The organism is Leisingera sp. F5 (assembly GCF_001593695.1).
The window spans coordinates 121,128-146,393 of record NZ_LUKH01000008.1 but is presented as its reverse complement, the minus strand read 5'-3'; the positions used below and the strand labels follow the sequence as shown (position 1 = coordinate 146,393).

19 protein-coding genes are annotated in these 25,266 nt (G+C 65.7%); 10 read left to right on the top strand and 9 right to left on the bottom strand.

Going from position 1 to position 25,266, the window contains the following annotated elements; translation table 11 throughout:
• Window positions 1-5 precede the first annotated feature (5 nt).
• The 3 genes from A2I95_RS07080 to tnpA all read right to left on the bottom strand — a co-directional run bounded on the left by A2I95_RS07080 (window position 6) and on the right by tnpA (window position 1,306).
• Window positions 6-359: a hypothetical protein gene (locus A2I95_RS07080; protein WP_291729088.1), complete on the bottom strand. Its 354-nt coding sequence runs from the start codon at window positions 357-359 to the stop codon at window positions 6-8.
• On the bottom strand, window positions 356-511 hold the full coding sequence (locus A2I95_RS07075) for a hypothetical protein (RefSeq protein ID WP_291729087.1): 156 nt from the start codon (window positions 509-511) through the stop codon (window positions 356-358). Before A2I95_RS07075 ends, A2I95_RS07080 begins: the two co-directional genes overlap by 4 nt.
• A gap of 198 nt (window positions 512-709) precedes the next feature.
• On the bottom strand, window positions 710-1,306 hold the full coding sequence (tnpA, locus tag A2I95_RS07070) for an IS200/IS605 family transposase (RefSeq protein ID WP_367151008.1): 597 nt from the start codon (window positions 1,304-1,306) through the stop codon (window positions 710-712).
• 120 nt (window positions 1,307-1,426) lie between these two features.
• Between tnpA and A2I95_RS07065 the strand changes: the two genes are divergently transcribed.
• A complete protein-coding gene (locus A2I95_RS07065) occupies window positions 1,427-1,759 on the top strand; it encodes a hypothetical protein (protein WP_291729086.1) in 333 nt (110 codons plus the stop codon).
• A gap of 160 nt (window positions 1,760-1,919) precedes the next feature.
• On the opposite strand, the gene A2I95_RS07060 is transcribed toward A2I95_RS07065, so the two are convergent.
• Window positions 1,920-2,849 (bottom strand): ABC transporter ATP-binding protein, encoded by a 930-nt coding sequence (locus A2I95_RS07060; protein ID WP_291729085.1) that lies wholly within the window; start codon window positions 2,847-2,849, stop codon window positions 1,920-1,922.
• 71 nt (window positions 2,850-2,920) lie between these two features.
• Between A2I95_RS07060 and A2I95_RS07055 the strand changes: the two genes are divergently transcribed.
• From A2I95_RS07055 to polA, 4 genes are all read left to right on the top strand, one after another.
• The gene (locus A2I95_RS07055) at window positions 2,921-3,115 is read left to right on the top strand and encodes a zinc-finger domain-containing protein (RefSeq protein WP_291729084.1); all 195 of its coding nucleotides are present in this window, start codon (window positions 2,921-2,923) and stop codon (window positions 3,113-3,115) included.
• 131 nt (window positions 3,116-3,246) lie between these two features.
• Window positions 3,247-3,732: an NAD(P)H-dependent oxidoreductase gene (locus tag A2I95_RS07050; RefSeq protein ID WP_291729083.1), complete on the top strand. Its 486-nt coding sequence runs from the start codon at window positions 3,247-3,249 to the stop codon at window positions 3,730-3,732.
• 66 nt (window positions 3,733-3,798) lie between these two features.
• The gene (locus tag A2I95_RS07045; RefSeq protein ID WP_291729082.1) at window positions 3,799-4,380 is read left to right on the top strand and encodes a hypothetical protein; all 582 of its coding nucleotides are present in this window, start codon (window positions 3,799-3,801) and stop codon (window positions 4,378-4,380) included.
• Window positions 4,381-4,520: 140 nt separating this feature from the next.
• Window positions 4,521-7,322, top strand: coding sequence for a DNA polymerase I (gene polA / locus A2I95_RS07040; protein ID WP_291729081.1), 2,802 nt, complete (start codon window positions 4,521-4,523; stop codon window positions 7,320-7,322).
• A gap of 339 nt (window positions 7,323-7,661) precedes the next feature.
• Here polA and A2I95_RS07035 read toward each other — a convergent pair whose 3' ends face one another.
• Window positions 7,662-7,898, bottom strand: coding sequence for a DUF2798 domain-containing protein (locus tag A2I95_RS07035; RefSeq protein ID WP_291729080.1), 237 nt, complete (start codon window positions 7,896-7,898; stop codon window positions 7,662-7,664).
• Between the two features lie 90 nt (window positions 7,899-7,988).
• Window positions 7,989-8,741: a TIM barrel protein gene (locus A2I95_RS07030; protein ID WP_291729079.1), complete on the bottom strand. Its 753-nt coding sequence runs from the start codon at window positions 8,739-8,741 to the stop codon at window positions 7,989-7,991.
• Window positions 8,742-8,903: 162 nt separating this feature from the next.
• On the opposite strand from A2I95_RS07030, the gene A2I95_RS07025 reads away from it, so the two are divergent.
• Window positions 8,904-9,869 carry a DMT family transporter gene (locus A2I95_RS07025; protein ID WP_291729078.1) on the top strand — a complete coding sequence of 322 codons (966 nt, stop codon included), beginning with the start codon at window positions 8,904-8,906 and terminating at the stop codon, window positions 9,867-9,869.
• 135 nt (window positions 9,870-10,004) lie between these two features.
• Here the strand turns inward: A2I95_RS07025 and A2I95_RS07020 are convergent, their stop codons facing one another.
• Window positions 10,005-10,589, bottom strand: a complete 585-nt coding sequence (locus A2I95_RS07020) for a DUF1285 domain-containing protein (protein WP_291729077.1) — start codon at window positions 10,587-10,589, stop codon at window positions 10,005-10,007.
• A gap of 64 nt (window positions 10,590-10,653) precedes the next feature.
• Between A2I95_RS07020 and A2I95_RS07015 the strand changes: the two genes are divergently transcribed.
• From A2I95_RS07015 to A2I95_RS07000, 4 genes are read left to right on the top strand one after another with little or no spacing between them, the layout of a single operon-like run.
• Window positions 10,654-11,661 (top strand): MoxR family ATPase, encoded by a 1,008-nt coding sequence (locus A2I95_RS07015; RefSeq protein ID WP_291729076.1) that lies wholly within the window; start codon window positions 10,654-10,656, stop codon window positions 11,659-11,661.
• Complete coding sequence (locus A2I95_RS07010) at window positions 11,658-12,551, top strand: DUF58 domain-containing protein (RefSeq protein ID WP_291729075.1); 894 nt, start codon at window positions 11,658-11,660, stop codon at window positions 12,549-12,551. Before A2I95_RS07015 ends, A2I95_RS07010 begins: the two co-directional genes overlap by 4 nt.
• The gene (locus A2I95_RS07005; protein ID WP_291729074.1) at window positions 12,548-15,331 is read left to right on the top strand and encodes a DUF4159 domain-containing protein; all 2,784 of its coding nucleotides are present in this window, start codon (window positions 12,548-12,550) and stop codon (window positions 15,329-15,331) included. Before A2I95_RS07010 ends, A2I95_RS07005 begins: the two co-directional genes overlap by 4 nt.
• A gap of 9 nt (window positions 15,332-15,340) precedes the next feature.
• Window positions 15,341-17,383: a hypothetical protein gene (locus tag A2I95_RS07000; protein WP_291729073.1), complete on the top strand. Its 2,043-nt coding sequence runs from the start codon at window positions 15,341-15,343 to the stop codon at window positions 17,381-17,383.
• A 164-nt stretch (window positions 17,384-17,547) separates the two neighbouring features.
• Here the strand turns inward: A2I95_RS07000 and pbpC are convergent, their stop codons facing one another.
• Both pbpC and A2I95_RS06990 read right to left on the bottom strand, forming a co-directional pair.
• Window positions 17,548-19,545 carry a penicillin-binding protein 1C gene (pbpC, locus tag A2I95_RS06995; RefSeq protein ID WP_291729072.1) on the bottom strand — a complete coding sequence of 666 codons (1,998 nt, stop codon included), beginning with the start codon at window positions 19,543-19,545 and terminating at the stop codon, window positions 17,548-17,550.
• A gap of 146 nt (window positions 19,546-19,691) precedes the next feature.
• Window positions 19,692-25,142: an alpha-2-macroglobulin family protein gene (locus A2I95_RS06990; protein ID WP_291729071.1), complete on the bottom strand. Its 5,451-nt coding sequence runs from the start codon at window positions 25,140-25,142 to the stop codon at window positions 19,692-19,694.
• Window positions 25,143-25,266 lie beyond the last annotated feature (124 nt).

Here is a 25,266-nt window from a genome sequence, read left to right as displayed (position 1 = left end):
CGGGGCTAGGCAAGGTTGGGCAATGTTCGCAAGCCTTCTAACGCCTTGCCGCGCCGGGGTGAACCGGCATTCCTGCCACAGTTGGCGTTATCGGGCCGCTTGGCGGCAGCTAGTCTCCTGCAAGCCCCCTCATCTTTCCTGAAATACTCAAGCGCCGCTGCGCCGCTGCTGGCGTTCCGCGGCGCCAGAACCGGCACCCGCCGTGCCAGATCGCTGGCCAGCGTTTTCGCCGGGAAGTACCTGCCCAACACGCCCGGCTGCAGGAGATCGGCATTGCCATTCAGGGAGGCGTCCGTGTCCTGATAGCCGCCCGCGGCCAGTTCCGCTGCCATCACGGCATAGTCGGCACGTGCGCTCATTGCGGATCCTCCGTCAGGCCGTGGCTGTCGGCGACGGTCAGGTCCAGCCCGTAGACTGCGCGCAGCGCTTCGATCTTGCCAAGGGTTTCGTCCGAGAACGGCGCCTTGCCCTCAAAAGCGTGCAGCGCCATGCCTTCGACCAGTTCGGCCACCGAAATATCCAGATATCTCCGCCAGCGCCTTCATAGTCTTCAATAGCCGCGTCTCCAAACGCAGCCCGGTTAGCACCCGTGTTGCTGTTTTTATCACGCTTTCCTTTCGGGAGGTGATATAGAGGGCATTGGTGGCAAGGTACTTGGATTTACCCCTTAAGTTCCCCGCCCCTTCATCTTTGCCCAAATACTGAACGACTACCGGCTGGCGCCTGCAGGATCGGCGATATGGTTTTCCAGGCACTGAAGTACGATGTCTTCAGTGATCGCTCCGTTGGTGGTTGAAAAACACCCGCGCGCCCGGAACCGGCAGCCCCAGTAGCGTCTGCGGATCACCGGAAACTCCCGCTGCGCCCGGTAAGACGAGCGGCCCTTCATCTTGCGCACCAGATCCGGAATGGCGAGCTTGGGCGGCACCGGGACGAACATATGCACGTGGCCGCCCGACAGCACCCCGCGCAAGAGGCTGACACCGTTCTCAGTACAGACCTGGCGGCTCTCAGTACAGACCTGGCGGCAAATGTCGCGCACCCGCAGGCGCAACGCCCCGCGCGGCACCTTGCAGCGGTATTTGGCGGATCGCACGATGTGATAGCGGTGGCAGAAAACGCAGTGTTTGCCGGTATCATTTTCCAAGGTAAGGCCATAACCGGATTCTTTCACGCTAAAGCGGTTCCGGCTGGTGCCGGAGGGTTTGCTCCAGAGAGTGGATACAAAATTCCCTGACTGGTCCTCTGCACCGCCGTCCGGGTTCTGCGGTGTCAATAGATGCCGGATCAGCGCCACCGGATGCACGTGCCCTCTCATCGATACAGCGTATCGGCTGCCGGGTAATAAATCATCCTGATTCCGCTCCCGCCTTCCAGAAGAGGGATAGCAAAGCTGTGCCGCAGAGTGCGGGGCAGGACCTTCTTCTTGATCCGGGCAAAGCCGCAGGCCGCTCCGAACGCCTGGTTGAATTGCCGCGCCGGGATCGGACCGGCTGCGCCCCGGAAACAACCATCCGGCCGGGCGCGCTTCGCGGTAATAGCCGCGCAGCAGATCCAGCAAGATCGGCGGCAGCATCAAGTGGCGATCCTTTCGGCCCTGGCCCCGGTCAACCCGGATCAGCATGCGGCCGCTGCCGGCATCACCGGCCTTCAGATGCGTGACCTCGCGCAGCGCCCGCAGATACACCGTCTGCGGCTCTGCAGCCTCTTGATCCGCATATCTTCGAGAAACCGCCGGCCCAGCGCCGGAACATGTTGATCTGACATCGAAACCTCCTGCCATCAAATTGAGAAGGCCCCAATCGTCAGACAGATTCGTCAGTTCGCAAAATTCACGCGGCTCACATCAGCGCGCAACACCCGCCGCAAGCGCCAATACCGCGAGTGCGGGTTCGTCCAAGGGTTGAGAGCAGCCCCCCTTATCCCGCCTTCGTCAGCGACAGGAAGACATCCTCCAGATCGGCCTCTTCGGTCTTCACATCGCGGATGCTGATGCCCGCGGCATGGACCGCGGCCAGCACGTCCTCGGCGCAGGTCAGGCGGCTGCGGTAGCGCAGCACCACGGCGCCGTCTTCGCGCAAGCTGGCGTCGATACCCTCGCCCTGCGGCAGTACCGTGGCGGGCACCGCCGGATGCACCACCATGGTCTTGGCATCCAGGCGGCCTAGCAGGCTCGCCTTGGAATCCCGCGCCACCACCTCGCCCTGATTGATGATGGCGATCTCGTCGCACATTTCCTCGGCCTCTTCCAGGTAATGGGTGGTGAGGATGATGGTCATGCCTTGAGCATTGAGCTTGCGGATGTTCTCCCACAGCATCTGGCGCAGTTCGATGTCAACGCCCGCGGTGGGTTCGTCCAGCACCAGAACCGAAGGGCGGTGGACCAGCGCCTTACCGAGCAGCAGACGCCGCCGCATTCCGCCGCTCAGGGTCCGGGCATAGGCCTCTGCCTTATCCGAGAGGCCGATCATCCGCAGGATCTCGTCGCTGTGGCGCTCGTGCTTGGGCACGCCGTAAAGCCCAGCCTGCACCTCCAGCGCGCCGCGCGGGGTGAAGAACGGGTCGAGGTTCAGTTCCTGCGGCATAACCCCGATGGCGGCGCGGCTCTGGCGCGGGTTTGCGTCCTGGTCGAAGCCCCAGATCGAGACGCTGCCGGAGGTCTTGCGCACCAGCCCCGCCAGGATATTGATCAGAGTGGATTTGCCCGCGCCGTTGGGGCCGAGCAGCCCGAAGACAGAGCCGCGCGGCACCGTCAGGTCGACGCCTGTGAGCGCTTGTTTCTCCGGCTGGCCCTTGTAACCGCCATAGATTTTGCGCAAAGCTTTGATCTGGATTGCATCGCTTGTCATCGCCGCTCTTGCCCCCGGTTTTTCCTTGGCTCATAAAAGCGCCTAGCCGAAAAGTGAAAGGACTGCCAGCCATGAGCCCCGCCCCTAGCCCTGATGCGCCGGAAACCAGGATCGTGAACAGCCGCAAGGTGGCCTGCGACGGCAGCGAGGGCGCGCTGGGGCATCCGCGGGTCTATCTGCAGATCCCCGAGGCCGAGGGTTTCGTGGAATGCCCCTATTGCGACTGCAAGTATATCTATGAGGAAGCAGCCAAGGCGGCGGAGTGATTCAACGCAGCCAAGCCCAGGCCTGCAGCGGCTGGGAACCGGAAAATTCGAATTTTCCGGCCAAATTTCTTTGAAGAAATTTGCCAGCGCCCGGTATGGTCCCGCAGGGCCGAAGAAAACGGATGGCGCGCATGGCACAGCTTCTGATCGTCTACCACTCGCGCACTGGCGGCAGCCACCGGATGGCAGAGGCTGCGGCGGGGGCTGCACGCGGCGAGATTTCCACTGTTTTGAAGCGGGCCGAAGGGGCCGGGCCGGAGGATCTGCTGGCGGCGGATGGCTACATCTTCTGTGCGCCGGAGAACCTGGCGGCGCTGTCCGGCCAGATGAAGGAATTTTTCGACCGCTGCTATTATCCGGTGCTGGGACGGCTCAACGGACGGCCCTATGCGCAGATGGTCTGCGCCGGCTCCGACGGCGAGAACGCGGCGCGGCAATGCGCGCGGATTGCCACCGGCTGGCGATTGAAACAGGTGCAGGAGCCGCTGATCCTCTGCACCAATGCGCAAACGCCCGAGGCCATTCTGGCGGAGAAGGTGATCCCGGAGGATCAGCTGGAGGCCTGCCGGGAGCTGGGGCTGGCCTTGGGTGCGGGGCTGGCGATGGGGGTGTTTTGAGTGTTCCGCGTTTCGGGTAAAACTGCAAAAAAAACTCGCCCCATATGGCACTAACTTGGAATTCAAATGCGCATCCTATTTATTGCCCTGATTTCTCTCCTTGCGTCTCAGCCCGTGTATTCCGAGGAAAACCTGCCTTACGAACCTATGTTTGACGCATTTTTTGACCAATGCGTCGCCCGGCTTGCCGCAAATCGACCACCGGAACCTGGCAGCTCCGATCCGTTTCCGGATGCACCCGAATTGGAGTTTCAGAAAGAATCGCCCGGCAACAATTGGGTGGATCGGGAGGCCAACGTTATACTCCAATGGGGTAAAAGGACTTCTCAAGAGCTTGATTTTTGCGTCGTTAGTTGGCTTTCAATCATCGCGGAAGACCAAGACAACAACTCCGATGTGGTAAAGGCAATTTCAGAATTCGATAATTGGGCCGACATGCAAATTCGGTCTGGAAACTATGCTGAAATCATCCGGTGCCGAGAACCATCCGGGTCGTACAGGAGAACGCTGGATAGCAAGTTCTCCAGAACCCTGCCCGTTAGAATTGCTTTCCATTGGCAAACAGACACTGGGTTTATTCTTCACATCGCTAGTGAAGTAGGTTCAGATGAAGTTCCGCCCTCCTGCAAGCTGCCTCCATCAACGTGATTGTTTTCTGCGGACGTGGCCGCGCCTGAACCAGCACGCATTGAACCGCTCCACCGTCAAACTGCAATTGCCCTTCCGCACCGGATCACCGATAACCGGGAAACAGAACACGAACGGATTTTCCAGGGAGCGCGGCGGACATGAGCGGGACACAATTCGGCAAGGGCTGCCATCTGCATTTGATCGACGGCTCGGCCTTCATCTTCCGCGCCTATCACGCGCTGCCGCCCTTGACGCGGAAATCCGACGGGCTGCCGATCGGCGCGGTGGCGGGCTTCTGCAACATGCTGTTCAAGCAGGTGGAGGACAACAAGGGGCCGGATGCGCCGACCCATGTGGCAGTAATCTTTGACTATTCGGGCAAGTCGTTCCGTAACGAGATGTACGATCTCTACAAGGCCAACCGCCCGCCGGCGCCCGAGGATCTGGTGCCGCAGTTCCCGCTGACCCGCGAGGCCACCCGCGCTTTCAACATCGCCTGCAAGGAAGTCGAAGGCTTCGAGGCCGATGACATCATCGCCACCCTGGCGCATCAGGCGCGGGATGCCGGCGGGCGGGTGACCATCATCTCCTCGGACAAGGACCTGATGCAGCTGGTCGGCGGCGGCGTCGAGATGCTGGACGCGATGAAGAACAAGCGCATCGACAGCGACGGCGTGGTGGAGAAATTCGGCGTCGGTCCCGACCGGGTGGTGGATGTGCAGGCGCTGGCGGGCGACTCGGTTGATAACGTGCCGGGGGCGCCGGGGATCGGGATCAAGACCGCGGCGCTGCTGATCAATGAGTTCGGTGATCTGGAAAGCCTCCTGGACCGCGCCGAAGAGATCAAGCAGCCCAAGCGCCGCCAGACCCTGATCGAGAAGCGCGATCAGATTGAGTTGTCGAAAAAGCTGGTGCAGCTGGACTGCAACATGGCGCTGGATTTCACCCTGGACGATCTGGAGGTGATGGAGCCGGATGCAGAGGTGCTGCTGGAGTTCCTGAGCAGCATGGAGTTCCGCACGCTGACCAAGCGGCTGGCCGATCAGCTGGGGCTGGATGCGCCTGCGATCCCGGAGGCGCCTGCTGCCGTTTCCGAAGCCGCAGCCCCGGAGGCCGTGCCGTTCGACAAGGAGAAATACGAATGCGTCCGCGACGCCGCGGCACTGCAAGTCTGGGTCGACCGCATCCGCCAGCGCGGCTGGGTGGCAGTGGATACCGAAACCACCGGACTGGATGAAATGGTCGTCGATCTGGTCGGCATCTCCCTATGCGTGGAGGCGGGCGAGGCCTGCTATATCCCCCTGGCGCATAAGGCCGGCGGCGATGATCTGTTCGGCGGCGAGGGGCTGTCCGAGGGGCAGATGCCCTTGGAAGACGCCGTGGCGATGCTGAAACCGGTTCTGGAGGATCCGGCGATCCTCAAGATCGGCCAGAACATGAAGTACGATGCCAAGATCCTGCACCGCTACGGGGTCGATGTGGCGCCGGCCGACGACACCATGCTGATGTCTTATGCGCTGCATGCGGGCATGCACGGGCATGGCATGGATACGCTGTCGGAACGCTATCTGGACCACACGCCGATCCCGATCAAACCGCTGCTGGGGTCGGGTAAATCGGCGATCACTTTTGACCGGGTGCCGATTGACGACGCAGTGCCGTATGCGGCCGAGGACGCAGATATCACCCTTCGCCTGTGGCAGCAGTTCAAACAGCAGCTGCATCAGGAGCAGGTGACCACGGTTTACGAGACCCTGGAACGGCCGCTGGTGCCGGTACTGGCAGATATGGAGCGCAACGGCATCAAGGTGGACCGCGATACGCTGAGCCGCATGTCCAATGCCTTTGCCCAGAAGATGGCCAGGCTGGAGGCGGAGATTCACGAGCTGGCGGGCCGCAGCTTCAATGTCGGCTCTCCCAAGCAGCTGGGGGAGATCCTGTTTGACGAAATGTCCCTGCCCGGCGGCAAGAAAGGCAAAACAGGCGCCTATGCCACCGGTGCGGACATCCTGGAGGATCTGGCCACCGAGCATGATCTGCCCGCGCGGGTACTTGACTGGCGGCAGCTGAGCAAACTGAAGTCGACCTACACGGATGCGCTGCAGGATCACATCAACGCGGATTCCGGCCGGGTGCATACGTCCTACGCCCAGACCGGGGCGAGCACTGGGCGCATGGCCTCGACCGATCCGAACCTGCAGAACATCCCGGTGCGCACCGACGAGGGCCGCCGCATCCGCGAGGCCTTTGTGGCGGAAGAGGGCAATGTGCTCCTGTCGCTCGACTACAGCCAGATCGAGCTGCGTATCCTCGCGCATATGGCCGGGATTGATGCGCTGAAACAGGCCTTTGCGGAAGGCGTCGATATTCACGCGCTGACCGCCTCGGAGATGTTCGAGGTGCCGCTGGAGGAGATGACGCCGGAAATCCGGCGCCAGGCCAAGGCGATCAACTTTGGTGTGATTTACGGCATCTCCGGGTTTGGCCTGGCGCGCAACCTACGCATTCCGCGCAAGGACGCGCAGGGGTTCATCGACCGCTATTTCGAGCGCTTCCCCGGTATCCGCAAATACATGGACGCGACGGTGGAGTTCGCCAAAGAGCACGGCTATGTGCAGACCCTGTTCGGGCGCAAGATCCACACGGCGGAGATCAACGCCAAAGGGCCGAAGGCCGGCTTTGCCAAACGCGCCGCGATCAATGCACCGATCCAGGGGACAGCTGCAGACGTGATCCGCCGGGCGATGATCCGGATGCCGGAAGCGATTGCCCATCTGCCCGCGCGGATGCTGCTGCAAGTGCACGACGAACTGTTGTTCGAAGTGCCGGAATCGGCAGTGGAGGAGACCATCGCAGCCGCCCGCCAGGTGATGGAGACCGCCGCAGATCCGGCGGTGCATCTGGACGTGAAGCTGGTGGTCGATGCAGGCCGCGGCCAGAACTGGGCAGAGGCACATTAAAGCAGGCCCCCTACGAGGCAGGCGGGGCACTCCCGCCCGGCTTCGATCTGGCGATCTCATCCTGTTGGGCCGGGCGCTGCTAACGCAGCGCGGGATGTGCCGGACCCTCTCCGCTCCGGGTCAAGGGAGGCGCAGCCTCCGCGCGGTCAGCGCGGCTTGCCCTTGACGCGGCCCAGCAGAAAAACAATCGAAAACGCCCCTCAAGGGCAGACCTGCCCTTAGGGGCTTCTCAGCAAAAGCCTTGCGCCGCGTCAGCGGCGCCACGCCCAACGGACGCTGCGGCATCTTTGATGCTGCTTGCGGCGGGCGGGAGTTTTCCTTGTCCTGTGATGCCCGGTCTCAGCCGCCAGCGGGCTGCTTGACCAGTTTCGCCACCAGCCTGCGCACCAGCGGCGCTGCGGTGAAAGCAACGGCGAAAGCAATCGGCCAGCTGACCGACCAGGCCTGCATCCAGGCGCCGCCAAAACCCGTACCGACCCCCAGCGCTTTCCAAGTCGCCACGCCGGTGACGATGAAAGACATCAGCCCCGACAAAATCAGGCTGAACAGAACAGGAGCAAATCGGGCGGGCAGCATCGGCGGGGTCCTTCCTGTGATCTTGCAGCCGTTATGCCGCGCCGGAATTCACATTTCAATTCACGAATATGACAGCTGATCTGCGGCGGCTCAGCGCATCCAGCCGAGGCTGTCTTCGGTGCGCCGGGTCGAGGGCGTGTATTCAGCGCTGATCCATCCGTCATAGCCGCTGGCCTCAATAGCGGCAAACAGCTCTTGGAAATCCACCGGCCCGGTGCCCGGCTCGCAGCGGCCCGGGGCGGCGGCGATCTGCACATGCACCGCGTAGCGGCCGAATATGTCCCAGACCCTGGCCGCATCGCCGTGGATCAGCTGGGCGTGATAGGCATCATACTGCAAGCCGACATTGGGACGGTCCACCGCCTCCAGTACCTCCATCGCCAGGTTGTAATCGTCCAGGAAATAACCGGGCTGGTCGCCGCTGTTCAAAGGCTCGATGGTGAATTGCTGTTCCGGCGCCCGGTCCGCGGCCGATTGCAGGTTTTCGACAAAGGTTTGCTGCGCCGCCGTGCCCTTGGCATAGCCCGCCATCACGTGGATCTTGCCCGCCTTCAGCGCTTCAGCATAGCGCAGCACCCGGCGGATGTCGCGCTGGAAGCGGTCGACGCCTTCCGGCACCGCCGCATAGCCGGGCATGCCGCCGGTGTAATTGGGAGGCGGTGCGTTGATCAGCAAGAGCTCCAACCCGTTGGCCAGCAGCGCACGCTGGGTCTCCTTGGCTGCCAGCTCATAAGGGTAGAGGATTTCCACCGCCTCGAACCCTGCCGCCGCAGCGGCCTGGAACCGGTCGAGATACGGCAGCTCGGCAAACAGCATCGAGATGTTGGCTGCGAATCTGGGCATTAGGCTTCTCCTGGCTTCACGGTGGTTTATCCCGCGCAAATCCGTAAGGCCAAGAGATAGAAAACGACGCATTGTCGCTTTCCCGCAAGACACAGGCCGGGGATTCGGCTGCAACTGCAGAAAACCGGCATATTTTCGCCGGATTCCCTGAGGATAGCAGCCATGACGATGAACCCCGAGCGCCTGCCCGCAGGCCCTTCCGCATCCGCGCCGCCGCACACCAAAGCGCTTGGCGGCAATGCCTTGGCGGCGGCAGCGATGATCACCTGGTCAGCGGGCTTTCCGGCGGCGGAGGTGCTGCTGCAGACCTGGCCGCCGGTGATCCTGCTGGCCGCACGGCTGATTTTGGCGGCCACCGGGATCTTGCTGCTGTGGGGGATGCGCGAAGGCGTGCAGACGGTGCTGCGCGCGCCCTGGCGCAAGGGGCTGATGATCGGCTTCTTCGGCTTTGGCGCCAGCGCCTATCTGATCATCCAGGCGCAGGTGCTGACCAATGCGGTCACGGCGGCGCTGATCTGCTCAGCCGCGCCGGTGATAGGCGGGGTCATTGAAATGCTGCAGGGCCAGCGGCGGCTGGGAGTGCGGTTCGCGCTTGGCGCGGCGGCAACGGTCATCGGCGGCATTATCGCCACCAGCTCGCTCAGCGGCGCGGAGCTGGGGCTGGGGGCCGCCGCGGCAGCCGCCGCGATCACGCTTTACACCTGGGCGAGTTCCGCCGCGGTGCGCGAACTGCCGGACCTGTCGCCTTCAGGGCGCAGTGCAGTCACCATCTGCGGCGGGCTGGTTCTGGCCAGTGCGATGACCGCGGGCACGGCAATGCTCGGCGGCGAATGGCTGCCCAGCGCGCCCGTGGACGGCTATCAGCTGCAGATGCTGCTGATCTTCGGGTTGGTCTCGGTGATGATCAGCCAGCTGTTGTGGCTGTCCTCGGTGGAGCGGCTGGGGGTGGCGCTGGCCTCCTTCCACACCAATCTGGCGCCCTTCTATGTGATGATCCTGATGCTGTTCCTGGGCGAAAGCTGGGAGTGGCCGCAGGCGATTGGCGCCGCGGTAGTCGGGCTTGGCGTGATCGTCGCCCAGGACCAGCGGCCCAGGCTGGCGGAGCCGCTGAGCGGCAGCCAGGCGTGAAGAAACTCTGCGCTATTTGTGAAAATTCGCTAAGGGCGGCGCTCGTTCCGGCGGGGTGGGAAGCGTAGCGCCCGCCCCGTGGGGGGCGGGACGGGCACTGCCCGGCCTGCGGCCAGGCGGAACTTTCCTTAGACGTTAATCCGCCTCCAATTCTGCCGACGGGATCAGCGGAAAGAATTCGCCGCCGGACCGGACGCCGAACCAGCCATCGTGATGTTCGCCAAGCTCCGCCAGCCGGTAGAAGCTCTTGCGGTCGATCAGCGCCTCCAGTCCGGCGCGCACCATGACGTAAGGAGCGGGCTCGCCGGTTTCCGCGTCGCGTTTCACCCGGATCACGTGGTCCGGGCCGGCCTCGGCGGTGTCGCCGATGTTGGTGGTGAAGGTGATGACCTGATCGCGCCCCTCACCTTCGGCATTGAAGTCCACCGCCACAAAAGGGGCATCCTCGACAGTGATGCCAACCTTTTCAACCGGGGTGACAAGGTAATACTTGCCCTCCTCCAGTTTCAGGATCGAGGCGAACAGTTTGACCAGTTCAAACCGGGTGAAGGGCGTGCCGAGGTAATGCCAGCTGCCGTCGCGGGCGATACGGATGTCCAGGTCGCCGCAGAACGGCGGGTTCCACAGGTGGACAGGCGGCAAACCCTTGTCTTTATCGGCCGCTTTGGCTGCTGCGGCAAGGCCTTCGGCATCGGGGGTCACAAGTTTTTGTCCGCTCATTGCTTTTGCCATTTCCAGTCAGCACGATAGAGTGACAGCATATATCCGGGAAACGAGGAATGTCATGCCTGAAACGGACGATCTGCTGGCCGGTATCGAAGCGCTGGAAGCCAAGCTGCAAGAAGCGCGCGCGTCGATCACCAAGCGCTTTATCGGACAGGAGCGGGTGGTGGACCTCACCCTGTCGGTGTTGCTGTGCGGCGGCCACGGGCTGCTGATCGGCCTGCCAGGGCTGGGCAAAACCCGGCTGGTGGAAACCTTAAGCACCGTGATGGGGCTGGATGGCAGCCGGATTCAATTCACCCCGGACCTGATGCCGGCCGATATTCTGGGATCGGAGGTTCTGGATACCGCTGCGGACGGCCACCGATCGTTCCGGTTTGTGCCGGGGCCGGTGTTCTGCCAATTGCTGATGGCGGATGAGATCAACCGCGCAAGCCCGCGCACCCAGTCGGCGCTGCTGCAGGCGATGCAGGAGCGGATGGTGACGGTGGCGGGCGAGGATCGCAGCTTGGGCGCCCCGTTCCACGTGCTGGCGACCCAGAACCCGATTGAGCAGGAGGGCACCTATCCCCTGCCCGAAGCGCAGCTGGACCGGTTCCTGCTGCAGATTGACGTCAATTACCCTGACCGAGCGACCGAGAGGGATATTCTGCTGGCCACCACAGGCGCCGAAGAGGCCGAGGCCTATCAGGTGTCTACCGCGGCTGAGCTGATCGCGGCGCAGACCCTGCTGCGGCGGATGCCGGTGGGGGAGTCCGTGGTAGAGATGATTCTGGACCTGGTGCGTGCTTTCCGCCCTGAAGAATCCGGCGTGTCCGACCATGTGGCGCAGACCGTGGCCTGGGGTCCGGGTCCGCGGGCGGCGCAGGCGCTAATGCTGGCGGTGCGGGCGCGGGCGCTGCTGCAGGGGCGGCTGGCGCCCAATGCCGAGGACGTGCTGGACATGGCGCAGCCGGTGCTGAGCCACCGGATGCAGCTGAACTTTGCCGCAAGGGCGCGGGGTGACAGCCTGGCTGCGCTGATCGCGGAAACCGCTGCGGATCTGGCCCGGACCGGGGCCGCCGCGTGACAAGGCCTGTCGCCTCTGAAGCTGCAACCGGATTGCGGCACCGGGCCGAGGCCGAGGCCAGCGCCCTGCCGCCGCTTTTGGTGCAGGCGCGGCATCTGGCGGGGTCTGTCCTGATGGGCGAGCATGGCCGCCGCCGAGCAGGCACGGGGGATGATTTTTGGCAGTACCGGCCTGCGCAAGCGGGTGACAGCCGCCGGATGATCGACCACCGGCGTTCGGCCCGCGGCGACATCCAGTTTGTCCGCGAGCGCGAGTGGCAAATTTCCCAGACCGTGCATCTGTGGGTGGATACCGGCGCCTCAATGCGGTTTGCGTCTTCGCCCAAGCTGCCGCAGAAGATCGACCGCGCGCGACTCCTGGCGCTGGCGGCCTCCGTGCTGATGGTGCAGGGCGGCGAGCGGGTGGGCCTGACCGGCGGCAGCCTGCCGCCCCGGCGCGGCAATGTGCAGATCCTGCGCCTGGCCGAGGCGTTGTCGAACGACGCAGAGCAGGATTACGCGCCGCCCAATGACCGCGCCCTGATCCCGCATGCCCGCGCCCTGTTCATTTCGGATTTCCTGGGACCGTCCGAACCGATGGAGCAGGCCCTGTCTAAGGCTGCCGCGCGCGGTGTGCGCGGAGTGCTGTTGCAGGTGCTGGACCCGGCAGAAGAAGCCTTTCCGTTCTCGGGGCGCACCCTGTTTGAAAGCATCAATGGCGGTGTCACACATGAAACATTGAAGGCCTCTGCGCTGCAGGAACGCTATCTGGACCGGCTGACAGAGCACCGCACCGTGCTGGAGCGCTTATGCCGCGAGGCCGGCTGGCGGTTTGGCCAGCATCACACGGGAGACCCGGCGCAGACCGCGCTGATGTGGCTCTATCACGCATTGGAGCGGACCGCGCCATGACAATGATTGCGGGCATCGGTTTCAGCGCGCCCTGGCTGTTGCTGGGGCTGCTGGCCTTGCCGGTGCTGTGGCTGCTGCTGCGCGCGGTACCGCCTGCGCCGAAGCGCCAGCCGTTTCCGGCGGTGACGCTGCTCTTGGGCCTCAAGGACGACGAAAGCCTGTCGGACCGCACGCCCTGGTGGCTGCTGCTCTTGAGGATGCTGGCGGTGGCGGCGGCGATCATCGGGCTGGCGGGGCCGGTGCTGAATCCCTCCACCGAGGAGACCGGCGGCCGCGGGCCGCTGCTGATTGTGATGGATGCCAGCTGGGGCGGGGCTGCGGGTTGGAAACAGACCAGCGCCCAGGCCGCGGCGCAATTGGAGGAAGCAGGCCGGGCAGAACGCCCGGTGGCGCTGCTGCGGCTGAGCGCACCGGAGATGCTGCAGTTCCGCGCTGCCAGCGATTGGCAGCGGCAGCTGGCCGGGCTGGCGCCTCTGCCATGGCAGCCGGGACCGGATCAGCTGCAGCAGGCCTTGGCCGCGATTGATGAGGCAGAGGGCGGATTTGACACCATCTGGTTCAGCGACGGGCTGGAATACCAAGGCCGCGAGGGCCTGATCGAAGCCCTGGGCCGCCGCGGCGATATCGAAGTGTATGAGCAGCCGCTGCCGGTGCTGGGGTTGCTGCCGGCCAGCTATTCCGGCGGCGCGATCGAACTGACGGTGCAGCGCAGCCGCGCCGGGCCGGCGCAGGAAGTTTCGGTGGTGGCGCAGGGCAAGGACCCCGGCGGCACCCCGCGCAGCCTGGCGGCGCTGCCGGTGCAGTTTGCAGATGGAGCCCGCACGGTCTCGGCTGAGCTGTCGCTGCCGGCTGAGTTGCGCGCGCGGCTGTCGCGGTTTGAAATCCGCGATGTGAAATCCGCAGGCGCAGTGGCGCTGACCGATGACTCGTTACGCCGCCGCGAGGTGGCGCTGGTCTCCTCGGAAAGCGCGGATGAGGCGCTGGCACTGCTGTCACCGCTGCATTATCTGCGCCAGGCTTTGGCGCCCTCAGCCGAGCTTCTGGAAGGCGCGCTGGCGGATCTGCTGCCTGCCAACCCGGATGTGATCGTGCTGGCGGATGTGGCGCGGCTGGCGCCCGCGCAGGAAGAGGCGGTCATCGAATGGGTGGAAAACGGCGGTCTCCTGTTGCGCTTTGCCGGACCGCGGCTGGCCGCCAGCGACACCGCCCGCAGCGGCGAAGAACCCCTGATGCCGGTGCGTTTGCGCATTGGCGGCCGCAGCATTGGCGGCGCGATGAGCTGGGGCGAGCCCAAAACACTGGCGCCATTTGCCGAGACCTCGCCCTTCTACGGGCTGGAGGTTCCGGGCGAGGTCTCGATCAGCTCGCAGGTGGTGGCGCAACCCGATCCGCAGCTGACCGACCGGGTGATTGCAGAGCTGGCGGACGGCACCCCGCTGGTCACCCGCAAGCCGCTGGGCCAGGGCCAGGTGGTTCTGTTTCACGTGACCGCCAATGCGGAATGGAGCAGCCTGCCGCTGTCCGGCCTGTTTGTGTCAATGCTGGAGCGGCTTGCGGTGTCATCCTCTGCCGCGGCACCGCAGGCAGAGGACCTGGAGGGCACAACCTGGACCCCGGTAGAAGTGCTGGACGGCTTTGGCAGGCTGGCGGCTGCGGAAACCCTGCCGGGCGTCAAAGGCCCGGATCTGGTGGCAGCACCCGCCGGGCCGGAACTGCGCCCCGGTGTCTATGATGGCGGGCGCAGGATGCTGGCCCGCAATGTGCTGCGCCCCGGCGATGAGCTGCAGGCCGCGCGCTGGCCTGCCTCGGTTGCGGTCAGCGGCTACGGCGCACCGCAGGAGCTGCCGCTGGGCGGCGCACTGCTGACACTGGCGCTGATGCTGCTGGCGGCGGATGTGCTGGGCACGCTGGCACTCTCCGGCCTGCTGGGCGGCGCCCGGACTGCCGCGCTGGCAGCAGCACTGGGGCTGGCGGCATGGGCCGCACCGCAGGGTCTGCGGGCGCAGGACACCCCGGCGCCTGAAGATTTCAGGGCGGCAGAGCTGGCCTCGGAACTGGTACTGGCGCATGTGCTGACGGGTGAGCGGGAGGTGGACCGCATCGCAGCGGCTGGCCTGCGCGGATTGACGGAAACGCTGTTTTTCCGCACCTCGGTCGAGCCTGCTGCCCCGGCAGCCGTGGATCTGGAGCGGGATGAGCTGGCGTTCTATCCGCTGCTCTATTGGCCGGTGACGCGGGATCAGCCGCTGCCCTCGTCCCAGGCCTATGGCAAGTTGAACGCCTATCTGCGCGCCGGCGGGATGATCCTGTTTGACACCCGCGATGGGGATCTTGCGGCCTCGGGCGCCACCAGCCCGGCAGCGCGGCGGTTGCAACAGATAGCCTTGCCGCTGGACATTCCGCCGCTGGAAGTGCTGCCGGAGGACCACGTGCTGACCCGGGCCTTTTATTTGCTGCAGGCCTTCCCCGGCCGCCACAGCCGCGGCCCGGTTTGGGTGGAAGCCGCGCCGCCGGATGCGGAACAGGCGGAGGGCATTCCGTTCCGCAATCTGAACGACGGGGTGACGCCGGTGGTGATCGGCGGCAACGACTGGGCGGCGGCCTGGGCGGTGGACGGCAACGGCCGGCCTCTGCTGCCGGTCGGGCGCGGCTATGCCGGTGAGCGGCAGCGGGAGCTCGCGTTCCGGTTCGGTGTCAACCTGGTGATGCATGTGCTGACCGGCAACTACAAATCCGACCAGGTGCATGTGCCGGCACTGCTGGACCGGCTGGGGCAATAGGGGACCGCGATGACACAGACAATCCTGTTTGACCCGCTGGTGCCCTGGCCCGTGATCTGGGCCGCCGGGGCTGTAACCCTGGCGGTGCTGATCCTGGGTGTTTGGAAGGGGTTGTCGGGCTGGGCCTTGCGCGCCCTGGCAGCGCTTGTGCTGCTGGCCGCGCTTGCAGGCCCGGTGCATCAGAGCGAGGACCGTGCACCCTTAAGCGATATCGTGATTGTGGCTGAGGACCAGACCGCCAGCCAGCAGCTGCGCGACCGCCCGGAGCAGATGGCGCGGGCGAGGACCCAGCTGAAGGCAGCATTGGCTGCCCGGGCAGGCACCGAGGTGCGCTGGGTCACCGTCCCGGATGGCGAAGGCGACGAGGGCACCCGTCTGATGGCGGCCATCGCGCAGGCCTTGGCAGATGAGCCGCGGGCGCGGGTGGCCGGCATCATCGCATTGTCCGACGGGCAGGTGCATGACGCGGATCAGGTGCTGAACCTGCCGGCGCCGATGCATCTGCTGCTGACCGGCCGCAAGGATGACTGGGACCGGCGCCTGATCGTGAAAAACGCCCCCGGCTTTGCCATCATCGGCGAGCCGGTGAAGCTGACGCTTCGGATCGAGGATCAGGGCGCGTTGCCGGTTCAAGGAGGCTTTGTTGATTTGGATATTTCGGTCGGCGGTGACGCCCCGCAGCGCTTTGCTCTGCCGGTGGGTGTGGATTTCGAGCTGCCGATGGTGCTGCAGCACGGCGGGCGCAATGTGATCCAGTTCAGCGTGCCGGAAGAGCCGGGCGAGCTGACCGCGCGCAACAATACCGCCCTGGTGCAAATCAACGGGGTGCGCGACCGGCTGCGTGTGCTGCTGGTCTCGGGCGAGCCGCACGCGGGCGGGCGCACCTGGCGCAACCTTTTGAAATCCGACAGCGCGGTAGATCTGGTGCATTTCACCATCCTGCGCCCCCCCGAGAAACAGGACGGGGTGCCGGTGGAGGAGCTATCGCTGATCGCTTTCCCCACCCGCGAGCTGTTTCTGGAGAAGATTGAGGATTTCGACCTGATCATCTTTGACCGCTACAAGCGGCGCGGCATCCTGCCGGCGGTCTATCTGGACAATGTGGCCAATTACGCGGTGGGCGGCGGTGCGGTGCTGGTGGCAGCGGGGCCGGATTTTGCCAGCGCCGACAGCATCTACCGCTCGCCGCTGTCGCTGATCCTGCCAGCGGAACCTTCGGCGCGGGTGCTGGAGGAGGCCTACCGCCCCACGGTGACCGATCTGGGCAAGCAGCATCCCGTGACCTCGGGCCTGGAGGGGGCGGAGGAGTGGGGCCGCTGGCTGCGCCAGGTTGAGCTGCGCACGCCGGAGGGCCATGTGCTGATGAGCGGTGCTGACGAACGCCCTCTGCTGGTGCTGAACCGGGTGGGTGAGGGCCGGGTGGCGCTGCTGGCGTCGGACCACGCCTGGCTATGGAGCCGCGGATATGAGGGCGGCGGGCCGCAGCTGGAACTGCTGCGCCGTCTCGCCCATTGGATGATGAAGGAACCGGAGCTGGAGGAAGAAGCGCTGTGGGCCGAAGCCTCGGGCCAGCGGATGCGGATCCTCCGCCGCACCCTGGCCGGGCAGGCCGGGCCGGTGACGGTGACCAACCCGGATGGCTCCACTGTGGAGCTGGCGCTGCGCCAGACCGCGCCGGGCCAGTGGGAAGCCCGCTATGAAGGGCCGGAGGCTGGACTCTACCGGCTGGAGGAAGGTGGCGAGACGGCAGTGGCAGGGCTGGGGCCTGCGGCACCGAAGGAGTTCGAGGAAACCATTGCCACCAGCGATGTGCTTACTCCGGTGCTGGAACCTTTGCGCGGTGGTGTGCTGCGGCTGGAGGACGGGATGCCGTCCTTGCGCAGCGTGCGGGCCGGGCGCCCGGCGGCGGGGCGTGGCTGGATCGGCCTCACACCGCGCGCGGCATATGAGACTCTCTCGGTCAGCCAAGGACCGCTGCTGCCAGGCTGGCTGGCGCTGGTGATGGCGTCTTTCTTTATCGTCGCGGGCTGGCTGCGGGAAGGCCGCCGCTGAGTCTGCCGCAACAAATGCACTCCCGCCCATTGCCGGTGCCCTGGCGGACACCGCACTGGTTGGGCCAAGCGCCGCGCCAAAGGCGCGGCGCGGGTCGCTTCGGGCACAGCCCGAAGCGAAACACCTCTGCCCGGTAACGCCGCGCGTCAATTGATCCGCCTGCATCAGTCAATCCGCAGGTCAACCCGGTCAGATCGGCCTGCACCATCGACAATCACCAGCGAGGAAAAACCGGGACCTGGTGAGGGGACAGAGAATTCTCGCTGCCTTTGCCCCGAAAGCACCGGCTCTCCATTCGCCAGCACCAGGAAAGGCGCAGTGCCGCCGCGCAATTTCAGGGTGAGGCCGCTGCTGCCCAGCGCCAGCCGGGCGCCGTTGGGCGGGAAAATCAGCTCCGGCGCATCCGCTGGCTCTGAAAAGGCCGCATCGCGGGGACGGAAGCGCCGCAAGGGCTGCGGCAGTTCGGCGGAGCTGACGATCAGCGTCGCGGGGGGCGGGGGCGGCAAGGGATCGAACGCGGGTTTCAGGCGGCCAAAAGCCTCAAACAGCACCGGTGCGGCCAGATCGCCGCCAAAGATACCCGGTACGGGCGTACCATCGGCGCGGCCCATCCAAACGCCGATTACATGACGCCCGTCCCAGCCGATGGCCCAGGCATCACGGTGGCCGTAGGAAGTGCCGGTCTTGTAGGCGATGCTGCCGGCGCGCGCGCCTGCAGGCACCGGCAGCCCGCGCAGGATGTCACCGACCTGCCAGGCGGCCTCGGGCGAGATCAGGCGGCCTGCGGTTCTCTGCGCCTCTCCCTGCATCACCCGCAGCCCTGATCCGCGCCCGCCTGCCGCCAACCCGGCGTAAAGCTGCACCATGTCCTGCAAGCTGATGCCGACACCGCCAAGCGACAGCGCCAGGCCGGGTGCACCGCCGGGGAGTTCCGGCTGGGCGCCGCCGGCGCGCAAGGACGCCATCACGCGGGCCGGGCCAAGCTCCTGCGTCAGCTTTACGACGGGAATGTTGAGCGACAGCTGCAGTGCTTCGCGCAAGCGTATGTCGCCGCGGAATTCACCGTCGAAATTCTGCGGCGCGTAGCCTGCGAAGTTCACGGGGCCGTCGTGGATCAGGGTTTCCGGGTGCGCCAGTCCCTGGTCGAAGGCAAGGCCGTAGACCAGCGGTTTCAGGGTCGAGCCAGGGGAACGGATGGCCTGGGTCATGTCGACAAAGCCGCGCCGGTCCGCGTCGGAATAGCCGGGCGAGCCGGCCAGCGCCAGCACCTCGCCGGTCTGGTGGTCGGCGGCGATCAGCGCGGCAGAGAGACGCGGGCCGGTGCGCTGCACAGCCCCTGCCAGCAGCTGCTGCATCCGCGATTGCACTGCGCCGTCGAGGGTCAGGCGCAGCTGGCGTTTGCCAGGATGCAGCGCCGCCACCCGGTCCGCCAGATGCGGGGCCAGCCGCGGGAAGGCGGCCATGCGGTGCGGCAGCGGGGCGCGGCGGGCGGCCTTGGCCTGTTCATCGCTGACGAGGCCCTGGTGCTGCATCCGTTCCAGCACCCGATCACGAGCCTCATTGGCGGCCGCAGGGAAGCGGTCCGGGCGGTGGCGTTCGGGGGATTGCGGCAGGGCAACCAGCAAAGCGGCCTCTGCCGGGGTCAGGCGCTTTGGCTCCTTGCCGAACCAACTATAGGTTGCCGCGCGGATGCCCTCTGCCGCGCCGCCATAAGGGGCGTGGGTCAGGTAAAGGGTGAGGATTTCGTCCTTGCTGAGACGGCGTTCCAGCGCCAGCGCTACCCGCATCTGGCGCAGCTTGCCGGACCAGCGGCCGGTGGTACCGTCCTCCAGCAGGCGCGCGACCTGCATGGTGAGGGTAGAGCCGCCAGAGACGGTTCGCCCGTTCCGCAGCGCCTGGCCCGCGGCACGCAGGAGGGCGATGGGATCGACGCCGTGGTGGGAGCGGAAGCGTTTGTCCTCGTAGCGCAGGAGCATGTCGAGGAAGCGCGGGTCCACGTCTGCAGGCTGAACTGCGAGGCGCCGGAGGCCGTCACCCACGGGGTAGGCGCGCAGCAGCTTGCCGTTGCGGTCGAGGACTTCGGTGGAGGTTTCAGTGAGGGTGAGGGGGAGGTCTGTATGGTCTATCCAAGCGTCGAAGCTACGCCATGCGGCGGAAGTCACTGCAATCAACAGTGCTAAGGATAGAACACTCCGTTTCCAGCTTTTGCCTGGCCGAAGGCCGGGTATCGCCCGTCCCACCCCCTCGGGCGGGCGATACCCGGCCCCCCGCGGACGGGCGATGCCCTCCGTTCTTTTCCACCAGCGTTTCACTTCACGACCACGCGCCCGGTGCCGGTGCGGGCGCGGTAGGCGGGGCGATACATGTCCTCGACCGAGGCCGCCGGATGGTGGAACACACCGGGCGTGACCGCGCGAACCACATAGGCCAGCGTCACCTGCGCTGTATCGCGCACGTTCACCGCGGCCAGAAAGCGGTCGCTGCGGAACTCTGCGTGTTCGGCCTCTGCCGGGTTCAGCCAGTCGAGGTCGCGCAGATCGCCGGAACGCAGGAGGTTCGGGTTGTCGATCTCAAACCCCGCGGGCAGCGGGTCGTTGATCATCAGCCTCGCGCCGGTTTTCTCATGCGGTTTCACCCGCAGGACCGCCACAAAGCGCGCGCCAGCACTGACGGACTGCACGTCCAGCGGCTGGCCCTCGAGCGTGAAGTAGCTGCGCTCGATCGTGTAACCGAAACCGCTTGCGGCGGGCGGCACCTCAGGCACGCCAAGGGTGGTGAGAGTGATTTCCGCGGTGCGCCCGCTGGCGGCGGTCAGGGCGAGTTCCGGCATGTCCTGCCCGTCTGCGGCCTGTACAAATGGGCCCTGGACGGGCTGACCGTTGACCAGCAGGCCCGAGTCTTCGGGGTTCTGCGCCAGCGCATGGGCCGCCATCAGGGTCCAGGCGGACTCCTGAGTGGAGCGGTAGCCGGATGCGTTGGTGAGCCGCGCCGACAGGTGGCCGCGGTCCACAGCCTCTGACCCTGCCTCCGCCGCCAGCGCCAGAACACCGGCAGTGTCGCGCAGCCTTGTGCCGAAGTCGGCGCGCCAGAGGCGGGCCTCATCCTGCGTTTCAGCGCCGATCATCTGCGCGGCGCGGGCAAACATCCGGTCGGCGCGGCGCTGGTCGCCATAGGCCGCAAGCGCTGCGCCCATTTGGGCGGCTGCGAGGGGCGTGGCAAAGGCGTCGCCCTTCACATCGGCATAATAGCGCAGGTCGCCCATCTGCGCGGCGCCTTCGCGGGCCAGCACCAAGAGGGCATAGGCGATTTCCTCGCCGCCCCTGTCAAAGTCCCGGGCGTAGTTGATGCGGTTGCGCAGGTTGTCCATCGCCTGGGCGAAGGCCTGCTGCGGCACCTCATATCCTTGCACGCGGGCGCGGCTGAGGAAGTCGCTGGCATAGGCGTCGAGCCAGAATTCACCGCTGTCGGCACGCCAGAGGCCAAAGGCGCCGCTGGGGGCCTGGCGGGTCAGCACCTTGCGGATGGCGGCGTTGATGCGCGCATTCACCGCCGGGCCATTGCCCAGCCCCGCTCCTTGCGCGACGCTGCTGAGGTAGAGCAGCGGCAGCGCCTTGGACGCAACCTGTTCGGTGCAGCCGTAGGGGTACTGGTCCAGTTCCGCCAATAGGCCCGGCACGTCGAACTTGGCCAGCGGGCCGGAGGAGATGGTGGCACGGGCGGTGCCAGGGCGCAGGCCGGTGAAGACGTCCTTGCTGAACAGGAAGGTGTCACCAGCAGCCAAGATGAAGCGGCGGGTCTCGGACGTCACCGGATCATTGGCGCGGACCGGCATCCGCAGGGTCTGCTGCAGCTCTTGCCCGTCGGGCGTGGTGAGGGAGAGGGTCAGCTCGTGGTCGCCGACATTTTCTGCCGTGACCGGGAGTTCGAGCACTGTCTTGCCCTGCTCCGCCAGAGTGACGGCGGCGGGCAAATTGCCCAGCGTCAGGCCGCCTGCGGTGCTGGCGGTCAGCTTCATTTCGCCGGCGGGGCCATCGGCATGGACGATTTCAATGCGGGCGCGGCTTTCATCGCCCGGCGCCAGGAAGCGCGGCAGCGAGGTGGTGACCACCACCGGGTCGCGCACCAGCATGCCGGCCTCGGCCTGGCCGACGGCGCGGCCGGACCAGGCCACCGCCATCAGCCGCACGGTGCCGTTAAAGGCCGGGAGCGGCATTGGGAACTCCGCCTCGCCATTTTCGTCGACCTTGAGAGGACCGGAGAACAGCGCCACCAGATCCTGCGTCGGCGGCGGCGATTGCATCTTCATGCCGCTGTCCGCATCGCCGCCGGAGCGGATGCGGCCCAGGGCGCCGTTGCCGGGGTCGATCAGGCGGCCGTAGACGTCGCGCAGCTCCATCCCCAGACGGCGCTGGCCGTAGTAGTGGGCGCTGGGGTCGGGGCTGGTGAAGCCGGTGAGGTTGAGGATGCCGAGGTCGACGGCGGCCACGGTCAGCCAGACCTCCTCGCCCTTTGCCGCGCCATCGACACGGAGTTTCGCAATTTGGGTGCCGCGGGGGCGGGCCACCTCGGGGACGTCTATCGAGACCTCCAGCTGCTGGCCGGGCTGGGTGACGCTGGCGTGCGCCAGGCCCAGGGCGCGCAGCGGGGTGCGGCCCCGGTCGCCAGTCACAGGCTGAATGACCGTCGCGGTCACATAGGCGCCGCTGCCCCAATCCTGCGTCACCTCCAGCGGGATCACGGCTTCGCCGGCCGGGACTTCGACAGCCATGCGGTGGATCAAGTGGTTCGAGACAACCGAGATCAGCGCGGTGCCCGCAGCCTGCGGCACCATGCGCAGGCGGGCGGTATCGCCGGGGGCGTAGCTTTCGCTGTCCAGCGACAGTTCCAGCCGGGCCGGTGTTTCGGTGCTGCCTTGGGGTGCGTACCAGCCGACGTAGAAGTCATAGGCGGCAGAGGCATAGGCGCCGTCGAGGCGTTCCACCACCAGCTCGTAGCGGCCCCAGTCCACGGGCTGCGACAGCGGCAGGGGATCGCTGCCAAGCTGCGCCTCGCCGGTAGCGATGCGGGTGCGGCGGGTGATCGGCTCCCAGTTCCAGTTGCCGTAGAGCTGATACCACTGGTAGCGCGTTTCGACCCGGTTCAGGGTCCATTTCACGCGCATCGGCATCGGTTTCAGATCCGGCGACAGGGCGATCAGGTCAAAGCCTGCCTCCGAGCCTTCCGCCGCGACCTCATCAAACTGCGGCTTGATGCCAAGGATCGGACCGGCGGGGCGGACGGGCAGCTCCTGTGAGCGCTCTACCGGGCGGGCAGAGCCATCGGCAACGCGGGTGGTGAGGGTAGCCAGCAGCGGCTTACCCTCTGCCGGGGTGGTCTTGGGCAGGCTGACCGCAAAGGACGCGCTGCCGTCGGGGCCGGTTTCCTGGCCGCCGAAATACTCGATCTGGGCAGAGGAGGCTTCATCGTAGCGGCCAAAGCGGAAGCCAGACCATTGGTCCAGCGTATTGGCGGCGGTGAGACGGATATCGCCCTCGACCTTAAGCCCCGCGCCGGGGGCGCCGAAAAGGTAATCTGCTTGCAGCGCAATCTGGGCCGCGCTGCCGGGCTGGAGGCTGTTCGCATTGGCGACTTGCTGTTCGAAATCGATACGCTCGGGCAGGAAATCCTCGACCAGGATCTGGCGGCTGGCGAGCGCGGGGGCCTTGAGGTTGCTCTTGATCTCGATCCGCCAGGTGCCGCGCGGGGCGGCGGGACCAGTGGGAAGGGCAAAGACATGGCCGCCCTGATGGCCGCCCGCAGAGGTCTGGCGGGTGTATTCCACGCCGTCGGGACGCAAGAGGACCGCGGTCAGCGGCAAGCCTTCGATCGCTTTCGCCCTGCTGTCGCGCGCCAAAGCGGTCACATGCACGGTCTCGCCCGCGCGAAAGGCGCCGCGGGTGGTGGCAAGGAACACATCCACCGGTCCCGGCGCGGGGCGGCCGGCAACGCCGCGGTCCGACAGATCAAAGGCGGCATCGCTCAGCGGCAGGAAAGTGAAATCCCCCTGCCCCGCCTTTGCGGTGATCAGCGCTGGTGCCGCGCCGCCAGCGCCGCGGATGAGGCCGGGGGCGAAATGCGCATAGCCGCTCGCGTCGCTGGTTTCAGTCGCCAGAACCTCATTGGCGTTGGAAATCAAACTGACCGTGGCGCCTTCCTGCGGCTTGGCATCTGCCAGGCCCTGGACCTGCACATGCAGACCATCGCTGCCGGACATAGTGCTGAGGCCAAGGGTGGTCAGCACGAACCATTGCGTGGCGCCGGCATCGTCATAGGGATCGGCCCCGGGTATCCGCGCGGTGAGGGCATAGAGGCCGGGTTTCTTTTGCCCTGTCAGCGCATCCTCCAGCGGCAGGCGGCTGGTCATTGCTTGATTGAGCGCAGTGTCTACTTCGGCGCTGCCAGTCCAGATTTCCTCGGCTATATCAGAGGCGAAATGCTTATCCTCCCATTGGGAGAGCGGCTTGGCAAAGTACCCCTCCTGCAGGGTGCGCAGCACGTTGCGGCTGCTGACCCGGCGCAGGCGCAGGTCCAGTTCTGTGAGGTTCACGGTTTCCACAGGCAGTGCTGCCGGGCCGCCTGCGGGCAGCATATAGGCGCGGCCCGGGAAGCGGACTTTGGGCGCACGGTCGCGCACATAATGAGTCAGCTCTACATCCCTAAAAAGCTGCTCACCGCTGGCCGAGGGCAGGCCGCGGCGCAGGGTCAGCTGGTAGCGCTTGCCATGCTCCACCCCGTCAAAACACAGCTGCCGCCCGGATGCAGTTACCGCCAGGCTGCTACCGGCCAAGCGCACATAGTTTTCGTAATCGGTTCCGGCCTGTTCCAGATCTTCGGAGAATTCAGCGCAGATGCGGGGGGCTTCACTGTCGCTTTCGGCCGTGGAGCCGGTCACGCGAAAACCGTATTTCCGGATCGCATAGTTGATCAGCTCGGCATTTGCCTTGAGCGGAATGATGTTGTCAGCCAGACGCAGCAGCGGCAGCATCTCCCGGCCGCGGCCAAGCGCCTCTACCGCTTCGGCGGCCTGACGCAGGGCTTGCGCCTGATCTGCCGGGGACGCCGCCCGCAAGTAGCCATTGAGGGCCGCGAAGTAAGCCTCCTGCCGGAAACGGCGCTGCTGGGAGCGATTGCCGGAGTCTTTGGCGGCCCGCAGCAAATAGGCCGAGAATCGGGTCCAATCCTGAGCGGCATCCGTCAGCACCACGGCCTGCCCCATCCAGCGCAGCGCCGCGACCGGCTCCCCGGCGCGGAACAGCGAACGGGCTGCCGAGACCGCCTTGGCCGCGTCCTCAGTTGTCAGCGGATAGGCCAGGCCCAGCGACTGCGCGAGCCCGGCAGCGCGCTGCAATTCCAGGTCCGGGATTGCGTCCAGCCGGCTTGCCCGCCCAGCGGCCTCTGCCTGAAGCCCGCCGGGCGCCGGCTGTTTGAGCGCAGAATAGGCGCCCTCATAGGGACTGGGCTGAGTCAGCGCTGATTTCGGAAAGCAGGCATTTGCCTTTTGGTTGAACACAAAGCCCGCGCAATCCGCCTGGGCAGAACAGGCCCGCGCGCAGGCCTCGGCATCGGTGTCGAACAGCGGTTGCAGATCCGAGCCGAAAAAATCGGTGTTGGCAAACCCCTTGTAGCGGAAATCAGGAACCCCCGGCCCGGCCCAGGCAGCGGGCAGGAACATAATAAAAGCAATAATATACAGTAGAACAGAAGCAAACAGACGCGGCATGGCACCCTCCAATACTGGGCGCAGGCTGGCACGGGCTTAACGTCATAGCAAGATTCACCCGCGTAACACGTAAGGGCAGCCCTGCTGTCTCCTGCGTGCGGAATTGCCGCGCGCTGTTCGTGTT

What these genes read in the sequence shown, in the direction of transcription:
- A2I95_RS07055 (WP_291729084.1), top strand. Translation starts at nt 2,921, where the DNA reads ATGAGCCCCGCCCCTAGCCCTGATGCGCCGGAAACCAGGATCGTGAAC.
- A2I95_RS07015 (WP_291729076.1), top strand. Translation starts at nt 10,654, where the DNA reads ATGCCTGAAACGGACGATCTGCTGGCCGGTATCGAAGCGCTGGAAGCC.
- A2I95_RS07000 (WP_291729073.1), top strand. Translation starts at nt 15,341, where the DNA reads ATGACACAGACAATCCTGTTTGACCCGCTGGTGCCCTGGCCCGTGATC.
- A2I95_RS07005 (WP_291729074.1), top strand. Translation starts at nt 12,548, where the DNA reads ATGACAATGATTGCGGGCATCGGTTTCAGCGCGCCCTGGCTGTTGCTG.
- A2I95_RS07020 (WP_291729077.1), bottom strand. Translation starts at nt 10,589, where the DNA reads ATGAGCGGACAAAAACTTGTGACCCCCGATGCCGAAGGCCTTGCCGCA.
- A2I95_RS07060 (WP_291729085.1), bottom strand. Translation starts at nt 2,849, where the DNA reads ATGACAAGCGATGCAATCCAGATCAAAGCTTTGCGCAAAATCTATGGC.
- A2I95_RS07050 (WP_291729083.1), top strand. Translation starts at nt 3,247, where the DNA reads ATGGCACAGCTTCTGATCGTCTACCACTCGCGCACTGGCGGCAGCCAC.
- A2I95_RS06990 (WP_291729071.1), bottom strand. Translation starts at nt 25,142, where the DNA reads ATGCCGCGTCTGTTTGCTTCTGTTCTACTGTATATTATTGCTTTTATT.
- polA (WP_291729081.1), top strand. Translation starts at nt 4,521, where the DNA reads ATGAGCGGGACACAATTCGGCAAGGGCTGCCATCTGCATTTGATCGAC.
- A2I95_RS07080 (WP_291729088.1), bottom strand. Translation starts at nt 359, where the DNA reads ATGAGCGCACGTGCCGACTATGCCGTGATGGCAGCGGAACTGGCCGCG.
- A2I95_RS07025 (WP_291729078.1), top strand. Translation starts at nt 8,904, where the DNA reads ATGACGATGAACCCCGAGCGCCTGCCCGCAGGCCCTTCCGCATCCGCG.
- A2I95_RS07045 (WP_291729082.1), top strand. Translation starts at nt 3,799, where the DNA reads ATGCGCATCCTATTTATTGCCCTGATTTCTCTCCTTGCGTCTCAGCCC.
- A2I95_RS07035 (WP_291729080.1), bottom strand. Translation starts at nt 7,898, where the DNA reads ATGCTGCCCGCCCGATTTGCTCCTGTTCTGTTCAGCCTGATTTTGTCG.
- A2I95_RS07030 (WP_291729079.1), bottom strand. Translation starts at nt 8,741, where the DNA reads ATGCCCAGATTCGCAGCCAACATCTCGATGCTGTTTGCCGAGCTGCCG.